This window comes from Amycolatopsis alba DSM 44262 (genome assembly GCF_000384215.1).
Classification (GTDB): domain Bacteria; phylum Actinomycetota; class Actinomycetes; order Mycobacteriales; family Pseudonocardiaceae; genus Amycolatopsis; species Amycolatopsis alba.
In genome coordinates this window covers 4255715-4273818 of sequence record NZ_KB913032.1, presented here as the reverse complement: position 1 = coordinate 4273818, position 18104 = coordinate 4255715, and the positions used below count along the sequence as shown (strand labels likewise).

Here is an 18104-nt window from a genome sequence, read left to right as displayed (position 1 = left end):
GCGTCAATCCTTACCTGAGACGCAAACGCCGGAGCTTCCCGGTGGCCGAATGCGGCAGCGACTCGGCGAACTCGACGGTGTGCGGCACCTTGTACCCGGCCAGGTGCTCCGCGCAGTGCTCGACGACCTGCTGCTCCGAAAGCGACGCTCCGGGCGCGGGGACGACGACGGCCTTCACCGCTTCACCGGTCCGCTCGTCGACGACGCCGACGACACCCGCTTCGGCGACCTCGTCCAGCATCGAGATCACGTTCTCGACCTCGTGCGGGAAAACGTTGAAGCCGTTGACGATGATCAGGTCGTTGGCGCGGTCCACCAGGTGCAGGTCACCGTCGGTGTCGAGGTAGCCGACGTCGCCGGTGCGGAACCAGCCTTCCTCGTCGGGACCGTGGGAGCCGTCGGGCCAGTAGCCGGAGAACAGGTTCGCGCCGCGGATCGACACCAGGCCGGTGCCGCCGTCCTCGTCGAAGGCGTCGCCCAGGTCGTCCGGGTCCAGCGGGACGGGCTCGGCGTCGCCGTCGCTGTCGACCAGCCGGAGTTCGACACCGGGCAGCGGCCGCCCGACCGAGCCCGGCTTCGGATAGCCGGTGACCAGGGTCGTGGTGACCACGGGCGCGCATTCGGTGAGGCCGTAGCCCTCGTAGACGTCCAGGCCGGTGGCACCGCGCAGCGCGGTGAGGATCTTGGGGTGCAGCGGCGCCGCGCCCGAGGTCATCCGCCGGACGGTGGAAAGGCCCTGTCCGAGCTCGTCGGGGTCCATCGCGGCGAATTCGGCGTACATCGCGGGCACGCCGGCGATCGAGGTCACCCGGTACTCGGTGCAGTCGGCGAGGGTCCGCTCGGCGAGGAAACGTTCCGACAGGATCGCCGTCGCGCCGACCGAGGTGGTCTGCAGCAGGCCGGGTCCCAGGCCGTAGACATGGAACAACGGGATGGTGATGAGGACGCGGTCGCCGTGCACGAGCGGCGTCGGGACGATCCGGCTCAGCTGGTCAAGGTTCGCCAGGAGCGCCCGGTGCGACAGCATCACGCCGCGCGGCGGGCCGGTCGTGCCGGAGGTGTACGAGATGACCGCTATGTCCTCGCCGGAGCCTGCCGCGTCGACCGGTTCGGCTGCTCCATCCGAGGTAACAGGCGGTGAGAGGCTTGTCACTCCGTCGGGGAGTTCCTCGGTCGCTTCGCGTTCGAGGACGAGCCGCGCGCCGCTGTGCTCCAGCAGCCCGGTCAGCTCCGCGACCGGAGCCTGCGGCGAGATCGGGACGACCACCGCGCCCGCCCGGAGCGCCCCGAACAGCGAGACGGCGAAAGCGGCCGAAGTCGGCAGCCGCAACGCCACCCTGTCGCCGCGTTCGATTCCCGCGTCGAGCAGGGCGCGCGCCAGCGTGTTGGCGACGTTGTCGAGTTCCGCCCAGGTCAGCGCGACCCCGCCACCGGTCTCCTGGACGGCCGCCTTGCCGGGCCACTGGCGGGCGGCCTCGACGAGCAAGGTGGGCACACTTGAATCGGCAACCTGCTCCGCGCTCAACTGCGAACCTCTTCCCTCGGTGAACGGCGTTGCCAGTTTGTCATCTCGGCCACCGTCATGGGTGTCACTCGCTTTCGTCGCAGTTCCGTAACCCCGGCACCGCTACCTACTTCGCGGTAACTACACGTATGCTGCTGGGCGTCGTCGAGTGGTGTTGATCACTCGATGGTGAGAAAGGGAGTCCGGACGTGCAGATCTTGCAGGCCCACGCGGCGGTGGGACATGCGGGCCGGTCCTCCCTGTCCGGAACGGGAGGTACCGCGTGACTCTTCCCGCGCCGAACCCCGTCTCGATGCTGGCGGGCCACATCCTCCGCCGGAGCGGTTTCCCCGCGGCACCATCCTCCCGGCCGAAGGTCGAAGAGAACGACGCAGCCGCCGAAGCCGCGAAAGCCGAGGCCTGGGAGCTGGTCAGCGCCGCGCAAGGCGGCGACACGTCCGCCTTCGGCAGGCTCTACGACCGCTATGTCGACGTCGTCTACCGCTACGTCCTGTTCCGTCTCGGCGACCGGGACCTCGCCGAGGACGTCACCAGCGAGACCTTCCTCCGCGCCCTGCGCCGCATCACCTCGGTGAGCTACCAGGGACGTGACGTCGGCGCCTGGTTCGTCACCATCGCGCGCAACATCATCCTCGACCACGTGAAGTCGAGCCGGTTCCGGCTCGAAGTCGTCACGGACGAGGTCGCCGAGCCGAACGGGGCACCGATCGGGAACGTCGGCGTGCAGGCCGTCGCGGGGCCGGAACAACAGGCCATCAGCCGCGCCACCCGCGCCGAACTGCTGCGATGCGTCGCCGAACTCGGCGAAGACCAGCGCGAGTGCATCGTGCTGCGGTTCATGCAGGGACTTTCGGTCGCCGAGACCGCCGCGATCATGAAGCGCAACGAGGGCGCCATCAAGGCCCTTCAGCACCGCGCGGTACGCCGTTTGGCACAACTTCTGCCCACGGGACTGCGTTAAAGTTCCATATTTGGTCGTCACCGGGCCTTGCCGTAACCCATGGGCGTCTCCGCTCGTTTTCACTGCCAGACCGGTGGTCAGGACCGGGCTGATCAGATGGAGACTTCGCCGTGGGCGTGCCGGGATGGTTCGCGCGTGAGCGGGCGGACGGTGACCGCTTCGCAGACCTTGTCGACGGCACGGACACCCCGGAAGACGACGAGTTCGCGCACGAACTGGCCCTCGTCGGTGGCTTGCGCGAACTGGGCGCCGGTGGCGCTCCCGACGCGGAGACCCGGCAGCGGATCCGCGACGAGATCGCCGGACGCCTCGCCGAAGACGAAGTCCCGTCGAAGCGTCGTGGTCACGCCGTCGCCAACCTGGCCGCGGCCGCCGTCGCGCTCGTCCTCGCGCTGGGCGGCATCACCCTGCTGCTGTCCAAGGACGCGTTGCCGGGCGACCCGCTCTACGGCATCAAACGGGCGGGTGAATCGGCCGCGCTCGGGCTCACCTTCGACGAGCGGGACAAGGCGAAGAAGCATCTGGAGTTCGCCGCGAACCGCGTCGGCGAACTCGACGAACTGACCCGGCAGAACGCGTCCACCTCCGCGTACTTCACCGGCCTCGCCGATTTCGAGACCGATCTGCGGGCCGGCGTCTCACAGCTGACGGCGATCGTCACCGATCAGGGCGGCCAGACGCGGCTCTCCGAGCTCCGCACCTGGGCGCGGCAGCAGTCCGACCGGCTCGGTCTCCAGTCCGGGCACGCGCCCGCCGAGGCGCGTGACAAGTTCGCCGCGGCCCGCGTCCTGCTCGACAAGGTCCAGGCGCGCACGACGGATCTCGGCTCACGGCTGGTCTGCTACACGATCACCACGGGCTCGTCCGACGAACTGGGCGCGGTCCCGGCCGCCGGTGACTGCGTCCGCAACCCCGACTCCCCCGACGCCGTCCTGCCGCCGATCACGTCGGTCCCGCCGTCGTCGGCGCCGACCGGGTCACCGTCACCGACCTCGGCGCCGCCGACGTCGTCGTCCGGCGTGGACACCGCGACCCCGACCGGACCGCTCGTACCGCCGGCGGGCGGAACGCCGCCGCCCGTCGTGGCCACGCCCGCCCCGACGACGAGGACCGTGCCGCCGACGACCACCACGCCCAAACCGCCGCTGATTTCGATTCCGCCGCTCATTCCGGGATTACCCCCGATAACCATCGGCTGACACGGCGTCACGTGAGGGAGGCGCCACACCCGAGGACAGCGTGGTCGGCCGCTCGCTACGCTGTGTCCAGGCACCTGGGATTCCGGAGGCGGTGTGCGTGTCAGTTTGGCGGGGCAAGGATAAGAGTCAAGAGCTCGAACGGCTGGCCGAGCTGGCGGGGGAGGCTTCGGCCGAGGCCGCCATGGCGACCGCGTCCGCCGAAGCCCTCGAACCGCCCGCGCCGCCCGCACCGCCGGACCTGACAGCGGCCGCGTTCTTCGACGTCGACAACACCATGATGATGGGCGCGTCGATCTTCTACTTCGCCCGCGGCCTGGCCGCGCGCAAGTTCTTCACCTCCGCCGATCTGGCCGGATTCGTCTGGCAGCAGGTGAAATTCCGGCTCGGCGGCCGGGAGAACAAGGAAGACATCAAAACCCACCGCGAACGCGCACTGTCCTTTGTGGCCGGTCGCACCGTGCAGGAACTGACCGACATCAGCGAAGAGATCTACGACGAGCTGATGGCGGACAAGATCTGGTCCGGCACGCGGGCGCTCGCGCAGATGCACCTCGACGCCGGACAGCGCGTCTGGCTCGTCACCGCGACCCCGATCGAACTCGCGGCCATCATCTCGCGGCGCCTCGGCCTCACCGGCGCGCTGGGCACGGTCGCGGAGACCAAGGACGGGGTCTACACCGGCCGTCTCGTCGGCGACCTGCTGCACGGCCGCGCGAAAGCCCACGCGGTCCGCGCGCTCGCGTCACGCGAAGGACTGAATCTCAAGCGCTGCACGGCGTATTCGGACTCGCAGAACGACGTCCCGATGCTTTCGGTCGTCGGGACCGCGGTCGCGGTGAACCCCGACGGCGGTCTTCGCGACGTCGCGCGGGCACGTGGCTGGGAGATCCGCGACTTCCGGACCGGACGCAAGGCCGCGAAGATCGGCGTGCCTTCGGTGCTCGGCGTCGGTGCCGTGGCCGGTGCCGTCGCGGCCGGAATGGCTTACCGCCGCCGCTGACCCGTCACACGCGTGATCCAGACCGGAACTCGCGTGATTGGGGCCGGAACTCGAGAGTTCCGGCCCCAATCACGCGAGTTCCGGCTTCAAGCACGTGAGTGACGTGGCTCTAGCCCTTGAAGACGCTCTTACGCTGCGAAAGGCGTTTGTACAGCGACTGCTGGATCGACTCCCGCACCTGGTCGGTCAGCGTGAACACCAGCATCGGGTCGTCCACGGCGTCCGCGTCGTAGGTGTCCGTGCGGATGGGCTCGCCGAACTCGATGCTCCACTTCGTCGGCAGCGGGACCGCGCCGAGCGGGCCGAGCAGCGGGAAGAACGGCGTCACCGGGAAGTACGGCAGGCCGAGCACCCTGGCGAGCAGCTTGATCTCGCCCAGTTTCGGGTAGATCTCCTCCGCACCGATGACCGACACGGGAATGATCGGCACCCCGGTCCGCAGCGCGGCGGAGACGAAACCGCCGCGGCCGAACCGTTGCAGCTTGTACCGCGACGCGAACGGTTTCCCGATGCCCTTGAACCCTTCCGGCCAGACGCCGACGAGTTCTCCCTTGCGCAGCAAGCGTTCCGCGTCGGCGTTGCAGGCGAGTGTCTGCCCGGACTTGCGGGCGAAGGAGCCGACCAGCGGCACCTGGAACACCAGGTCCGCGCCGAGGCCGCGCAGGTACCGTCCACCGGGGACATGGTCGTGCACGGCGACGGCGGTCATCAGCGCGTCGAGCGGCAACGTGCCGGAGTGGTTCGACACCAGCAGCGCGCCGCCGTCGGTCGGCAGGTTCTCGACGCCGAAGGTGTCGACCCGGAACCACTTCTCGTACAGCGCGCGCAACGGCGGCAGCAGCAGGGTTTCGGTGAGCTCGGCGTCGAAGCCGAACTCGTCGACGGTGTAGTCACCGGTCAGCCTGTCCCGCAGGAACCCCAGCGCCGACCTGAGCGGGGCCGGGAGGAGGTCCGCGTCGGCGGGACGGGTCCTGGCGGGTGAGACCCGCGCCGTACCGGGGAATTCGACGACGGGCGCGTCCGCCCGGCGCTCCTGCTCGAGGTGCTCTTGCGCTTCTTCGGACTCGCGTAGATCCCGATCGGCCTGAGCGGCCGAGTCCGGCTTCTCTCTTCCGGGGCCGTGCAACGGGATGACCTGCGCTTCAGCGCCGCTCACGTCTTCCGCCTCGCCTTCATGAGAGTTCTCGTAAGGCCTGCTCACCGGCTCACCGCCTGCCCGGTCGCCGCGGCCACCAGGACCTTGTCCGCGAACCCGGCGAGCTTGCCGCCGTCCACCACGGGCCGGAGCCCGCGGCCGGTGATGTAGTCGTCGAACGCTTCCCGCGTCGTCCACCGCGGGGTGTAGCCGAAGTCCTTCTTGAGCTTCGTGATGTCCACGACGCGGCCGAAGTTCAGCAACCGGACCTGGTCGGCGGAGAAGTCGACCACCCTCGCTCCGCGCAGGACCTTGCCGATCGACGGCACGACACCGCTGGGCATCGGCAGTTCGACCCGGCCTGCCCGCCGGATCGCCTGAGACAGGGTGAGTACCCCTTCCGAGCCGACGTTGAACACGCCGGGTTTGTCGTTCAGCGTCGCCTGCTCGAACACTGCCAGCGCGTCACTGGCGTGGAGCAGCTGGATCCGCGCGTCGTAGCCGAAGACGGTCGGGACCACCGGGAGCGCGAAGTAGCGCGAGAGCACGGTGTCGATCTCAGGGCTGATGATGTTGGCGAACCGGAGCAGCGTCGTGGTGATGTCGGGACGGCGGCGCATGAGCCCGCGGACGTATCCCTCCATCTCGACGGCGTCCTTCGCGTAACCGCTGGTCGAGGTGGGGATGAGCTCGGAATCCTCGGTGAAGACCGCCTGCGAGCGCGCGCCGGCGCCGTAGACCGCGGCCGTCGACTTCACCACGAGCTTGCGCACGAGTGGCGAGCGCTGGCAGGCCGCCAGCAGGCGCATCGTGCCGATGACGTTGACCTCTTTGATCGCCGTGCGGCGAGCGGGACCGGCCGGATGCGCGGTGCACGAGGCGTGCACGACGGTGTCGACCTTGGCCGTGCTGATCACCTTGGCGATCAGCGGATTACGGATGTCGGCCCGGACGTATTCAGCGTGCCCCATGCGCTGCAGAACCGACTTCTGCGGGGGCGTGGTGTCCACGCCGATCACCCGCTCGAACTCCGGATTGTTGCCGAGTCTGGCGAGCAGCTTCCCGCCAAGGTCTCCCCCGACCCCGGTCACGAGCACGATGTTCGACGGCATAGGACTCCCTGCGTCTTTCGGGCGGTTCTCGGACTTCGATCACGGGGTCCTGATGACCTTTGAGCGCGAACTGATCTACCGAGTGTGCGCGTACCTGCACTCACTGGAAGCATCGCGCGGCTGCCCTTGAGATGTTACCGCTCATTAGGGGTAGTCGAGTCAGCGCTTACATGCTATTAACCCGCCGCTCGCAGAGGGGATGCACGTCTCACTCGAACGGGCGGACAACGTCCACCAAATGGGAATGGCCCGTCCAGAAACTGGACGGGCCATTCACCGGCTGTGTCTTACTTGCCGGCCTTCCTACGCTGAACTCGCGTCCGGCGCAGCAACTTGCGGTGCTTCTTCTTCGACATGCGCTTACGGCGCTTCTTGATCACAGAGCCCATCGAGAGCGCTCCTTCCTTCGTCGTCGGTCACGCTGCCCGGCGCAGCGTCCAACGGGTGGAGCGCACAGGCACGAGCGGTCTTCCAGGGTACTCGCGCCCCGGAAGACGCCCTCGGGCGGGCGGTCTGTGCTCCGCGAAGCGGGACTCAGCCCACGTCGAAGTACGCGCCCTGCAGATATTCGTGAACGGCCTTTTCGGGCACTCTGAACGACTTCCCGACGCGCACCGCGGGCAACTCGCCCGAGTGAACGAGGCGATAGACGGTCATCTTGGAGACCCGCATCAGCGTGGCCACCTCGGCGACCGTCAGGAACTGGACCTGTCCCACCGTGTTGACCTTGGGCAGATCATCCTTCTTGTTCGGCGGCATGATTCACCGTGTCCTTCGACACGTGTCGCGCCACGAGGCTTCCCCACCTGTGGTATCGACACGCACGTGCTCTCTTGAGAGTAGCGGGACACATGTGGCTAAAGCGACGCGAGTCACCGAGATGGGCCTGTCCGACTACGCATTTCGTCCTCTGAACGCGGTAGTTCGCCGGTGAACGACCGCTTCCAGCGGACTAAACGCGCGGATCGTGGGCGCGGCCCAGCTCGGTCGAGCGGTCCTTCGCGGCCTCGATGGCGGCCAGGAGCGCCGCGCGGACGCCGTGCTTCTCCAGCTCGCGGATGGCGTTGATGGTCGTCCCGGCGGGCGAGGTGACGGCCTCGCGCAGCAGCACCGGGTGCTCGTCGGACTCCGCGAGCATCTTCGCCGCCCCGACCGCCGACTGGATGATCAGCTGCCCGGCGAGCGCACGGGGCAGCCCGAGCAGGATCCCGGCGTCGATCATGGCCTCGACCAGGTAGAAGAAGTACGCGGGCCCGGATCCCGACAGCGCCGTGACGGCGTCCTGCTGCGACTCCGGCACCTCGACGACCTGCCCGACGTGCGAGAGCAGGTCCTTCACCACCGCGATGTGCTCGGCCGTCGCGTGCGCGCCGGCGGAGACGGCGCTCATCGCCTCTCCGACGAGCATCGGCGTGTTCGGCATGACCCGCACCACCGGGACACCCTCGGGCAGCCTGCGCTCGTACAGGGCGGTCGGCAGGCCCGCGCACAGCGAGACGACCAGCGACTCCTGGCCGAGCAGCGGCGCGAGCTCGTCCAGCACCGGGTCGATGTCCTGCGGTTTGACCGCGACGACCAGCACGTCGGCCCGGCGGGCGGCTTCGGCGACGGTGCCCCCGTGCACGCCGTAGCGCTCGGTCAGCTCGGCCGCGCGCGCCGGATATCGCTCGGTGAACAGCAGGTCGTCGGGGCTGTGCCCGCCGTGCAGCAGGCCCGAGAGCAGGGCCTCCCCGATCTTCCCGGCACCCAGAACCGCGATCACGCTCATGCGGTTCAGCGTGCCAAACCGTCGTCAGCCACCCGGCGCCGGGGCAAGCGCCAGCTGACGCGCCTGGCAGACCAGCCTGCCCTGCGAGTCCACCACGACGGCGTCGGAGTCGAACCAGGCCTCGTGCACCGACTGGGCCTGCACGATCACCCGGAGCCAGCCCGGCGCGGGCCGGGTGCGCAGCAACGCGGTCAGCTGCACGGTCGGCGCCCAGCCGACCCGGCCGAGGTTGTAGACCACCGGCGGGTTCACGTCGCTCGCGAGCAGGGCGAAGTACGGGTCGGGAAGACCGTGCCGGGGCCGGACCCACAGCCGGATCTTCGGCGGGTCGCCGATCCGGCCGTGCAGGTAGCCGACGCTCGCCGGGTCGAGCCGGACCTCGCAGCCCTTCGCGAGGTTGAACAGGCCTTCGGAGGTCTCGCCGGTCACGGGCACCGCGCCGGGCGGCGGCTCCGCGGGCATGGCCGGGACGTCGGTCCACTCGGGCCGCCGCATCGGCAGCCGCCCGGTGGTCACCCTGGCCTCGACGCAACTGCGGCCCCGCTGCTCCAGCAGGACCGCGACGACCGAGGCGCGCCTTCCGACCTTCCGGACGTCCATGCGCAGCAGCACCGGCCCCACGGCGGGCGGGTGCAGGAACTCCGCGCTGATCGCGAGGGGCTCGGACGGCGGCTCGCCGCGTTCGTGCAGGAACGACAGCGCCGCCCGTGCCATCAAGGCCATCAGGAAGCCGCCGTGCGGATGTCCGCCGATCGACCATTCGGTACGCAGTACCGCGGTGAACGTGCCGTCACCCAAAGATCTCGTCGCGCAAGCCGCGTCGAAGGAGGTACCCGTTTCGTCGGCCGCGTTCACCGAGCACTGACCCAGGCCACGAGCCGATCCATCGGGGTGCGGGAGATCAACAAGCGCAGCTGGTTCACGGTCGGAACTTTACGTGTACCAGCGCCTCGGGCGCAGGGAGGAATGAATCTCCGCACCAGGGGACGATCTTTGTCACTGGCCGAGGTGGAACCTCGCGAACAAGAGTGACTCCGCGAGATCTCTCGATCGCTGCGCCGCGCTCGGCGACCGGCGGGTGTTGATCTCCAAGACGATCTGTCCCGAGAAATCGCTGTTCACGAGCTTTTCGAGCAGTTCGGCGCAAGGTTCGATCCCGCGTCCGGGCACCAGGTGCTCGTCCTTCGGGAGGCCCGTGCCGTCCGCCAGATGGACGTGGGTGAGCCCGGAACCCATCCGTTCGGCCAGCGCGAGGGCGTCCATCCCGGCTGCCGCGGTATGGGACAGATCGAGCGTGTAGTGGCGAAACCCTACGTCCGTAGGGTCGATCGAGGGCCGGAAGGCCGACACACGCGAGGTCCGGGAGCCGCCGGGCGGGCGGACCTTGAACATGTTCTCGACCGCGACCTCGATGCCGCTGGATTCTTCGAGCTCGTCGACGAGATCGCCGAACGCGTCGCCGTAGCGGCGCTGCCACCGGAACGGCGGATGCACCACGACCGTGCGCGCGCCCAGTTCCAGTGCCGCGTCCACGGACATCCGCAGGCGCACCTCGGGATCCGGCGACCACACGCGCTGGGTGATCAGCAGCGACGGCGAGTGGATCGACAGCACCGGCACCCCGGTGCGACGCGACCAGCGGCGCAACGCGGAGACGTCCTGACTGACCGGGTCGGCCCAGACCATCACCTCGACACCGTCGTAGCCGAGGTCGGCGGCCAGCTCGAAGGCCGAACCGGCCTTCAACGGCCAGACGGACGCGGTCGAGACGCCTACCGGAATCTGCTGAACCATTCCGGCATCCTTCCCGAGGCCGCTAACGCGCGACCAGCAGGAGTGCGGCCGGTGAGACCGTCACCACCAGTCCGACCAGCACCGCGAGCACCAGGGTCTGCAGATCCTCCGCCTTGCGGATCTTCCGGACGATCCACACCAGCGCGACGATCACCAGCAACGCGGCGACCAGCGCGGCGGCGGGGATGTTCACCCACAGCCAGTTGAAGCCCAGCCAGACCCCGGCACCGCCGACCACGCCGAGCGCGAGCTGACCGGCCAACGCCAGCCACTGCTTCCCCGGCGAAGCGTTCTCCGCGGGCGCCTCGGGCTCGTCGTCCTCGACGTCAGCGACGCTGTCCTCGACCCGGTCGTCTTCGTAGTCGTCCTCGTACTCGTCGGCGCGGTACCCGTAGTCGTCACGCTCGAAGTCCGGGCCGCCGTCGGGGTACGCCGGGTCGGCGAACTCGCGCTCGTACTCGTCGAGGTTGTCCTGCCGCGTGCGGTCGTCGAGAGAATGCGGCGGCGCGAACGGCATCGGTGCGGGATGACCCATGGTCGGGGGACCCGCGTCGAACTGGTCCGGTTCGGGGTCGATATCCGGTTCGACCGGCGCGACCGGGGGCGGCACCGGCGGGATCCCGCCGATCTCGGTGTCCTCGGACTGCACCTTCTGCCTGCGCTTGCGCCAGCCGGCGAGCCCGGCGGGCGGCGCCGCCTGCTCGACGGGCGCGGGCGCCTCGGATTCGAGCGCGTCTTCGTCGCCGACCGCGGCGAACTGCTCCGTGCTCGGATCGGCCTTCGGCTGCGGCGGGCGGGCCGCCGGACGACGGCGGCGCGGCGGCTGCTGCACGGGCGGGGTCTGGAACGCGCCGCTGGCCATCGGGCCGGGCTGGTCCTGAACGTCGTCGGGCGCGGCGTCGAGACCGTCGAGCCTCGCCGACAGACCCGCGGACGGAGGTCCGGCGGGCGGTTCAGGACGGCGACGGACCGGCGGCACCGCGCCGCGAGTCTCCTCCGGACCGGCGGGACGCGGGCGGCCACGCGGGGGAAGGCCCTCGGAGTCCGGCGGACGCTGCTGATAGCCGGACTGCTCCTGCGGCGGGGCCGGCCGCGCGAACTGACCCGACTGCTGTGGCGGCTGCGGCGGACGCTGCTGGTAACCGCTCTGTTCCTGCGGCGGAGCCGGGCGCGCGAACTGACCCGACTGCTGGGGCGGCTGCGGCGGACGCTGCTGATAGCCGCTCTGCTCCTGCGGCGGGCGCACCGGCGGCGTCTGCCTGGTCGGGGTCGCGGCGTTCGGCGGCACCGGCAGCGACGCGGAGTCCTGCTGCGGCGGAAGCGGGCGCTGGCCGGAATCCTGGGGCCGCGCCCGGCGCGGAGGACGGTTGGGCGGCGGCGGGGTGTCACCCGACACCCTGTCGATGATCGCCTGCGGCGCGGTGTCGCTCACCGACGGCGCGCGACGGCTACGGGTGGGCTCGGGAGCCTCTTCCTCGTCGTCGGCCGCGCGGCGTCGCCGCCGACGGCCGCCTTCGGGCTGGGCTCCGTGCTGCGCGAGCAGCTCCGCCACGGTCTTCTGTGGCTGGCCGCTCTCTGTCTCGTCCGTCATACCGTGCTGTCCAATGCGCGCTCAAGCCGTTGCGAACCGGCACGCGACGGGGCATCGGCGGCGTCGCGCGCGCTGTCCACCGTCATCCGCATTTCCGTCACCTCTTCACCGTGCCCGTTCTCCGTCGACTAAGTCCAGTCGGGCGCTGCCGCCCACAGTCTCGTCCGCACCGTTCGAATGGTCCAGCCGTCGAAGGATGACACCTTCTCGCAGCGCCCACGGACAGATCTCCAGTTCTTCCAGGGAAAGCGCCCGCATGGTGGCTTGTGCGACGAGCGCGCCCGCCACCAATTGGTGCGACCGGCCGGCGCTGACCCCTTCGAGTTGTGCCAGGTCCTGGGCGGTCATCCGGGAGATGAACGCGATGAGCTGGCGCAACGCGGTGTCGGTCAGGGTACGACGCACATGCGGCCCGTTGGCCGACGGCGCCGCTCCGGTCAGCCGGGCGAGTGACCGGAACGTCTTCGACGTCGCCACGACACGATCGGGTTCACCCAATTTGGCGACCTTCTTCGCGAGCGGGGCGAGTTGTTCTTCGAGCCACGCCGAAGTCGCGATGAGCTCCGAGCGGGTCGGCGGGTCGTGGTGGAACCGGGTCCGGGTGGTCCGGCCCGCCCCGAGGGGAAGCGATTCGGCCAGGTCCGGCTCCTCGTCGCGGCCCATCGCGACCTCCAGCGAGCCGCCGCCGATGTCGAGCACGAGCAGCTTGCCCGCCGACCAGCCGAACCAGCGGCGGACGGCGAGGAAGGTGAGCCGGGATTCGTCGATCCCGGAAAGCACCTTCAGTTCGACGCCGGTCTGCTCGTGGACCTTCGCCAGCACCTTCGGGGCGTTCTTGGCTTCGCGGACGGCGGAGGTCGCGAACGCCATGACCTCTTCGCAGCCGAGCCTGGCCGCGGCCGCCTTCGCCGATTCGACCGCCCGCACGAGGCTGTCCGCGCCCGCCCGGCTCAGGTCACCGGAACGGGTGATCTGTTCGGCGAGCCGGAGGACGGCCTTTTCGGAATGCATCGGGGTCGGGTGGGCGCCACGGTGGGCGTCGACCACGAGCAGGTGGACGGTGTTGGAACCGACGTCGAGTACCCCTAGGCGCACGAGCGTCTACGGTACCCGCCCCTGCGCCAGGTCACGAAACCGTAACCGTGATCTGTATCGCAAGAGGCGGGTACCGGCAGCTCACGTCTCGAACTTGTAGCCCAGGCCACGCACCGTGACCAGGTGCCGGGGCGATCCGGGGTCCGGTTCGATCTTCGACCGCAGGCGCTTCACGTGGACGTCCAGCGTCTTGGTGTCGCCGACGTAGTCCGCGCCCCACACCCGGTCGATCAGCTGCCCGCGGGTGAGCACGCGGCCCACGTTGCGCAGCAGGTATTCGAGCAGGTCGAACTCCTTCAGCGGCAAGGAGACCTCCTGGCCGTCGACGGTCACCACATGCCGCTCGACGTCCATCCGCACCGGCCCGGCGGTCAGCACCAGGGGTGCCAGGTCGCCTTCGGCGCCCGGCTCGCCACCGCGGCGCAGCACCGCGCGCACCCGCGCGATGAGCTCACGGGCCGAGTACGGCTTGGTGACGTAGTCGTCGGCGCCGAGCTCCAGCCCGACGACCTTGTCGATCTCGCTGTCGCGCGCGGTCACCATGATCACCGGTACCGCGGAACGCTGCCGGAGCTGCTTGCACACGTCCGTGCCGCTCATGCCGGGGAGCATGAGGTCGAGAAGGACGATGTCGGCGCCGTTGCGGTCGAACTCCTCGAGCGCCTGCTGCCCCGTCACGGCGACGGCGGCGGTGAAGCCCTCTTTGCGGAGCAAGAACGCGAGCGGGTCGGCGAACGACTCTTCGTCCTCGACGATGAGAACCCTCGTCACAGGTTTCCTCCATGGTCGGGGCTTTCTTGCCCTGTTGCCACGAGACGGGGTGTCCGCTCGGGGGTCTTCTCCGGCCGGGATGCCGGCGGAGCCTGTTTCGCGGCCGCGGCCGGTTCGGCACCGATGTGCGCGGGGATCCGCAGGGTGAACGTCGACCCGGTGCCGGGACGGCTCCAGAGGCCGACCGAACCGCCGTGGTTGGCGGCCACGTGCTTGACGATCGCCAGCCCCAGCCCGGTGCCACCGGTGGACCGCGACCGCGCCTTGTCCGAACGGAAGAACCGCTCGAAGACACGCTGCTGCTCGTCCTCGGCGATGCCGATGCCGCGGTCGGTCACCGCGATCTCGACCTTGCCGTCGACCAGCCGCCTGCTGATCGACACCGGGCTGCCCGCCGGCGAGTACGCGACGGCGTTCTCCAGCAGGTTCGACAGCGCGGTGACCATCAGCGTCCGGTCACCCTCGATGAGCAGGCCGCTGGCCGAGTCGGTGGTGATGGTGATCTCGGCGGATTCCGCCGACAGCGTCGTCCGGCCGAGCGCCTCGCGGACGACGGCGTCGACCTCGACCACGTTCAGATCGGGCAGCCGCTCGGCGCCCTGCAGCCGCGAAAGCGCGATCAGCTCGGTGACGAGCTGGCCGAGCCGGGTGGACTCGCGGAGGATCTTGCCGCCGAACCGGCGGACCTCCTCGACGTCCTCCGCGGCGTCGAGGACGGCCTCGGTGAGCAGCGCGATCGCGCCGACCGGCGTCTTCAGTTCATGGCTGACGTTCGCGACGAAGTCCCGCCGGACGGCTTCGAGGCGGATCGCCTCGGAGTGGTCGACGGCCTCGACCACGGTGAACCCGTCGCCGAGCGGGCGAACCTCGCCGAGGACGGCTTCGGGCTGACGGCCCCTCGCCTCCAGCGGCGACAGGTCGATCTCCATCGGGTCGTCGGTCTCGACCACCTGCTCGGCGGCCTTGCGGGCCCGCGGATCGGCCTGGTTGACCTTCACCAGTCCGAGCTCGTAGGCGCGCGGGTTGTGCAGGACCATGTCCCCGAACTTGTTGAGGACGACGACGCCGTTGTTGCTGGAGCGCACGAGGCGTTCGAGCAGTTCGGCCACGGTGGGGCCGGTCGGGCGCCGCTCCTCGCGGCGGGCGCGGCCCCTCGCGATCAGGAAGCCGACGACCACACCGACGATCAGTCCGCCGATGGCCAGGGCGAGTGCAACAGGCGTGGTCACAGGGGAATCGTAAGCGTGCGGGTAGCCTTTTGGCCTAGTCCCGGCCGCGTACTCGTGATGCCTATGACACCTCCCGAGGCCCTGTTCGCCTGCGGGTCAGCCGCCGTTCACGTGACCGATTCCTGGCCGAGATCTCCTGGGTGAGGCGGGTCACCCGGCTCAGGGGCGCCGAGGGCGGCGCGTGCCCGGATCGCGACTTTCGTCGTGACTGTCCGGGCAGTGATCGTCCCACTCACGGGCGAATAGCGACGTTCCCGTCACGGCTGCCGGGGAATGTTGGAAGACTGTCGCCGTGGAACTCGTCAGTGACATCTCCCTGATTCGCGGAGAAGAAGAGCTGTTCGACCGGACGGCTCATCTGTTCGTCGCGGCGACCGACATCGCTTGCGCGGCCGACGACCTCTACACCTGGGCGCTTTCCCGGCCGTCGCTCACGCGGCAGGGCGAACGGCTGGTCCGGGACAAGCGGATCCGCAAGCTGTACCGGCCCGGTGTCCTGCTGAACGAGCAGACCGCGCAGCATCTGCACCGCCTCTCCGGCCTCGGCGCGCAGATCCGGATCGGCACCGAGGAGATCAACGAGACGATCCTGCTCGACGAACGGGTCGCGATCATGGCGGGCGACGAGGGCAAGGAAGTGCGCTCCTACAGCGTCATCTCGCGGCCGGAACTGGTGCAGGGCATCCTGTCGCTGTTCGAAACCGCCTGGCTGGCGGCCGCCACCCTGGAGACGTTCGACGCGCGGTTCGCCGACATCCGGGGCGAGACACCGCAGATCCTCGAGTTCCTGACCACCGGCCGCAAGGACGATCAGGCCGCGAAGAGCCTCGGCATGGGCGTGCGCACCTACCAGCGGCGTGTCTCGGAGCTGCTGGTCGCGCTCGGCGTGACGTCACGGCTCCAGGTCGACGCGCGGGCGAGGGAGCTCGGCCTCCTGTGAAGCGCTGGGCGGGACTCGCCGTGCTGCTCGCGCTCGCGGGCTGCACCACCTCGGTCTCCGGCACCGCCCGGCCCGAACCGGAGAGCCCGCCCGCGAATCTCGCGCTGGTCGATCCCGCGCGGACCGCGTCGGTGCTGACGGCCGTGAAGACGGCCACCGAAGCGGTGTTCTCCTACGACAGCACCGCCGCGCCCGCCTACGACAAGGCGCTCGCCGAGAACCTGACGCCGGGCGCGCGCGACCAGCTGACGAAGCTGTTCTCCGAGGTCCTGAACTCACCGGAGCCGATCAAGCTCGTGACACGGGTGATCGTGTCGGCCGCCGTCGAGCAGACGCCGGACAAGGCGCGGGTGCTGACCGTGCTCGACCAGACCAGCACCAGGGCGGGCGCCACCAGCAAGGGCGTCGCGTCGGTGCTGCTCGCGACGGTGCGAGAGGGCGAACGCTGGCGGATCGGCGAGGTCAAGGTGAACACGGCGGAGCCCCCGCCTGCGCCCGAACGGCCGGGCGCGGGAGACCGGGTGATCGCACGGGTGCGGGACTCGGCCCGCGACGGCGCCCTCCGCGTCGCGGGGGTCCTGCTGACCATCGATCCGGCTGATCCCGAAGCCGGCTACGCCCGCTACGAGTCCGTGTCGACCGGCGAGCTGCTGGCCGGTTTCCAGCGGGACAAGGCGGGGCGGATCGCCCAGATCCGCGCCGCGGGCACGAAGTCGTCGTTGGATCCGAACGCGGCGGCCGCGGTCATGGAGATCGTGGACGACAAGGCGAGCGTGCTGCTTCACGCGACGACGACCGTCTCGGACGCGGCAGGCCAGTCGACCAAGAAGTACCTGCCGATCGTCCTGCGGGTCCAGCGGCTGCCCGAGGGATGGAAGGCCGCCGGTATCGAGGCGGTCCAGCCTCTCCCCTGACGCAATTTCGTCCTCCGGACGCGATGGTTCGAGAGCGAACCACCACATCCGGAGGACGAAGTGCGAAAGGTCTAGCGGCCCTGGTTGGCGACGGCGGCCGCGGCTTCCTTGGCCGCTTCCGGGTCCAGGTAGGTCCCGCCGGCGGTGACCGGCTTGAGGTCCTCGGTGAGGTCGTAGCGCAGCGGGATGCCGGTCGGGATGTTGAGCCCGGCGATGGCGTCGTCGGAGATGCCGTCGAGGTGCTTCACCAGCGCCCGCAGCGAGTTGCCGTGCGCGGCGACCAGCACGGTCTTGCCCGCGCGCAGATCCGGCACGATCTCGGTCTCCCAGTACGGCAGCAGCCGCGCGACGACGTCCTTGAGGCACTCGGTCAGCGGGGCGGAGTCGCCGAGGTCGGCGTAGCGCGCGTCGCCGGACTGGCTGAACTCGTCGGCCGGGTCGATCGGGGGCGGCGGGGTGTCGTAGGAGCGGCGCCAGAGCATGAACTGCTCCTCGCCGAACTCGTCCAGGGTCTGCTTCTTGTTCTTGCCCTGGAGCGCGCCGTAGTGCCGCTCGTTGAGGCGCCAGTCGCGCTTCACCGGGATCCAGTGCCGGTCGGCGGCGTCGAGCGCCAGGTTGGCGGTCGAGATCGCCCGGCGCATCAGCGACGTGTGCACGACGTCCGGCAGCAGACCGGACTCCGCGAGCAGCTGCCCGCCCTTGCGCGCTTCCTGCTCGCCCTGGTCGGACAGTGGCACGTCCACCCAGCCGGTGAACAGGTTTTCGGCGTTCCACGTGCTCTGCCCGTGACGCAGCAGCACCAGAGTCCCAAGCTCAGCCATATGGTCAGCCTGCCAGAGTGAGCGGAAGCGCCGGTCAGAGGGCTGCGCTTGCGCTTTCTTCTACGGAGAGTGCGTTACCCGCGAGTAACACCTTCACCCGTCCAGAAGACGGGTTGCCAACAAGTCCAATTCCCCGGCAAACAAGCAGCGCTCCGTTATCCCGGTTTTCGAAGTTCACTCGAACGGAGTAACCGGTAGTCTTGTGATTACAGGTGGAGATCTGACAGGTTGACTAAGTCCCGCGCGGCC

At 69.5% G+C, this 18104-nt stretch carries 18 protein-coding genes; 5 read left to right on the top strand and 13 right to left on the bottom strand.

Annotation, left to right across the window (positions count from 1 at the left end):
* Positions 1-10: 10 nt before the first annotated feature.
* The gene (locus AMYAL_RS0120405) at positions 11-1495 is read right to left on the bottom strand and encodes an AMP-binding protein (RefSeq protein WP_020633150.1); all 1485 of its coding nucleotides are present in this window, start codon (positions 1493-1495) and stop codon (positions 11-13) included.
* Between the two features lie 292 nt (positions 1496-1787).
* On the opposite strand from AMYAL_RS0120405, the gene AMYAL_RS0120400 reads away from it, so the two are divergent.
* From AMYAL_RS0120400 to AMYAL_RS0120390, 3 genes are all read left to right on the top strand, one after another.
* Positions 1788-2486, top strand: a complete 699-nt coding sequence (locus AMYAL_RS0120400) for a sigma-70 family RNA polymerase sigma factor (RefSeq protein WP_020633149.1) — start codon at positions 1788-1790, stop codon at positions 2484-2486.
* A 110-nt stretch (positions 2487-2596) separates the two neighbouring features.
* Positions 2597-3685, top strand: coding sequence for a DUF5667 domain-containing protein (locus AMYAL_RS0120395; RefSeq protein WP_020633148.1), 1089 nt, complete (start codon positions 2597-2599; stop codon positions 3683-3685).
* 97 nt (positions 3686-3782) lie between these two features.
* Positions 3783-4685, top strand: a complete 903-nt coding sequence (locus AMYAL_RS0120390; protein ID WP_005151723.1) for an HAD family hydrolase — start codon at positions 3783-3785, stop codon at positions 4683-4685.
* Positions 4686-4794: 109 nt separating this feature from the next.
* Here the strand turns inward: AMYAL_RS0120390 and AMYAL_RS0120385 are convergent, their stop codons facing one another.
* From AMYAL_RS0120385 to AMYAL_RS0120340, 11 genes are all read right to left on the bottom strand, one after another.
* Positions 4795-5886, bottom strand: coding sequence for a lysophospholipid acyltransferase family protein (locus AMYAL_RS0120385; protein ID WP_026467277.1), 1092 nt, complete (start codon positions 5884-5886; stop codon positions 4795-4797).
* A complete protein-coding gene (locus tag AMYAL_RS0120380; RefSeq protein ID WP_020633146.1) occupies positions 5883-6932 on the bottom strand; it encodes an NAD-dependent epimerase/dehydratase family protein in 1050 nt (349 codons plus the stop codon). The genes AMYAL_RS0120385 and AMYAL_RS0120380 overlap by 4 nt, the downstream gene beginning before the upstream one ends.
* Before the next feature lie 287 nt (positions 6933-7219).
* Entirely contained in the window at positions 7220-7321 is a 102-nt protein-coding gene (locus AMYAL_RS48470) for a 30S ribosomal protein bS22 (protein ID WP_007030867.1), read from the bottom strand.
* 145 nt (positions 7322-7466) lie between these two features.
* The gene (locus tag AMYAL_RS0120375) at positions 7467-7691 is read right to left on the bottom strand and encodes a helix-turn-helix domain-containing protein (RefSeq protein ID WP_020633145.1); all 225 of its coding nucleotides are present in this window, start codon (positions 7689-7691) and stop codon (positions 7467-7469) included.
* Between the two features lie 193 nt (positions 7692-7884).
* Positions 7885-8700, bottom strand: coding sequence for a pyrroline-5-carboxylate reductase (gene proC / locus AMYAL_RS0120370; RefSeq protein ID WP_020633144.1), 816 nt, complete (start codon positions 8698-8700; stop codon positions 7885-7887).
* Positions 8701-8724: 24 nt separating this feature from the next.
* Complete coding sequence (locus AMYAL_RS0120365; RefSeq protein WP_026467276.1) at positions 8725-9555, bottom strand: thioesterase family protein; 831 nt, start codon at positions 9553-9555, stop codon at positions 8725-8727.
* Positions 9556-9696: 141 nt separating this feature from the next.
* The gene (locus tag AMYAL_RS0120360) at positions 9697-10494 is read right to left on the bottom strand and encodes a sugar phosphate isomerase/epimerase family protein (RefSeq protein WP_020633142.1); all 798 of its coding nucleotides are present in this window, start codon (positions 10492-10494) and stop codon (positions 9697-9699) included.
* A 22-nt stretch (positions 10495-10516) separates the two neighbouring features.
* Positions 10517-12085, bottom strand: coding sequence for a hypothetical protein (locus AMYAL_RS0120355; RefSeq protein ID WP_026467275.1), 1569 nt, complete (start codon positions 12083-12085; stop codon positions 10517-10519).
* 105 nt (positions 12086-12190) lie between these two features.
* On the bottom strand, positions 12191-13180 hold the full coding sequence (locus AMYAL_RS0120350) for a Ppx/GppA family phosphatase (protein WP_020633141.1): 990 nt from the start codon (positions 13178-13180) through the stop codon (positions 12191-12193).
* An 81-nt stretch (positions 13181-13261) separates the two neighbouring features.
* Positions 13262-13951 carry a response regulator transcription factor gene (locus AMYAL_RS0120345; RefSeq protein WP_020633140.1) on the bottom strand — a complete coding sequence of 230 codons (690 nt, stop codon included), beginning with the start codon at positions 13949-13951 and terminating at the stop codon, positions 13262-13264.
* Positions 13948-15180 (bottom strand): sensor histidine kinase, encoded by a 1233-nt coding sequence (locus AMYAL_RS0120340; protein ID WP_020633139.1) that lies wholly within the window; start codon positions 15178-15180, stop codon positions 13948-13950. Before AMYAL_RS0120340 ends, AMYAL_RS0120345 begins: the two co-directional genes overlap by 4 nt.
* Before the next feature lie 292 nt (positions 15181-15472).
* On the opposite strand from AMYAL_RS0120340, the gene AMYAL_RS0120335 reads away from it, so the two are divergent.
* Positions 15473-16120, top strand: coding sequence for a helix-turn-helix domain-containing protein (locus tag AMYAL_RS0120335; RefSeq protein WP_020633138.1), 648 nt, complete (start codon positions 15473-15475; stop codon positions 16118-16120).
* On the top strand, positions 16117-17034 hold the full coding sequence (locus AMYAL_RS0120330) for a hypothetical protein (RefSeq protein WP_020633137.1): 918 nt from the start codon (positions 16117-16119) through the stop codon (positions 17032-17034). The genes AMYAL_RS0120335 and AMYAL_RS0120330 overlap by 4 nt, the downstream gene beginning before the upstream one ends.
* Before the next feature lie 71 nt (positions 17035-17105).
* Here the strand turns inward: AMYAL_RS0120330 and AMYAL_RS0120325 are convergent, their stop codons facing one another.
* Positions 17106-17855, bottom strand: a complete 750-nt coding sequence (locus AMYAL_RS0120325) for a phosphoglyceromutase (protein ID WP_026467274.1) — start codon at positions 17853-17855, stop codon at positions 17106-17108.
* Positions 17856-18104 lie beyond the last annotated feature (249 nt).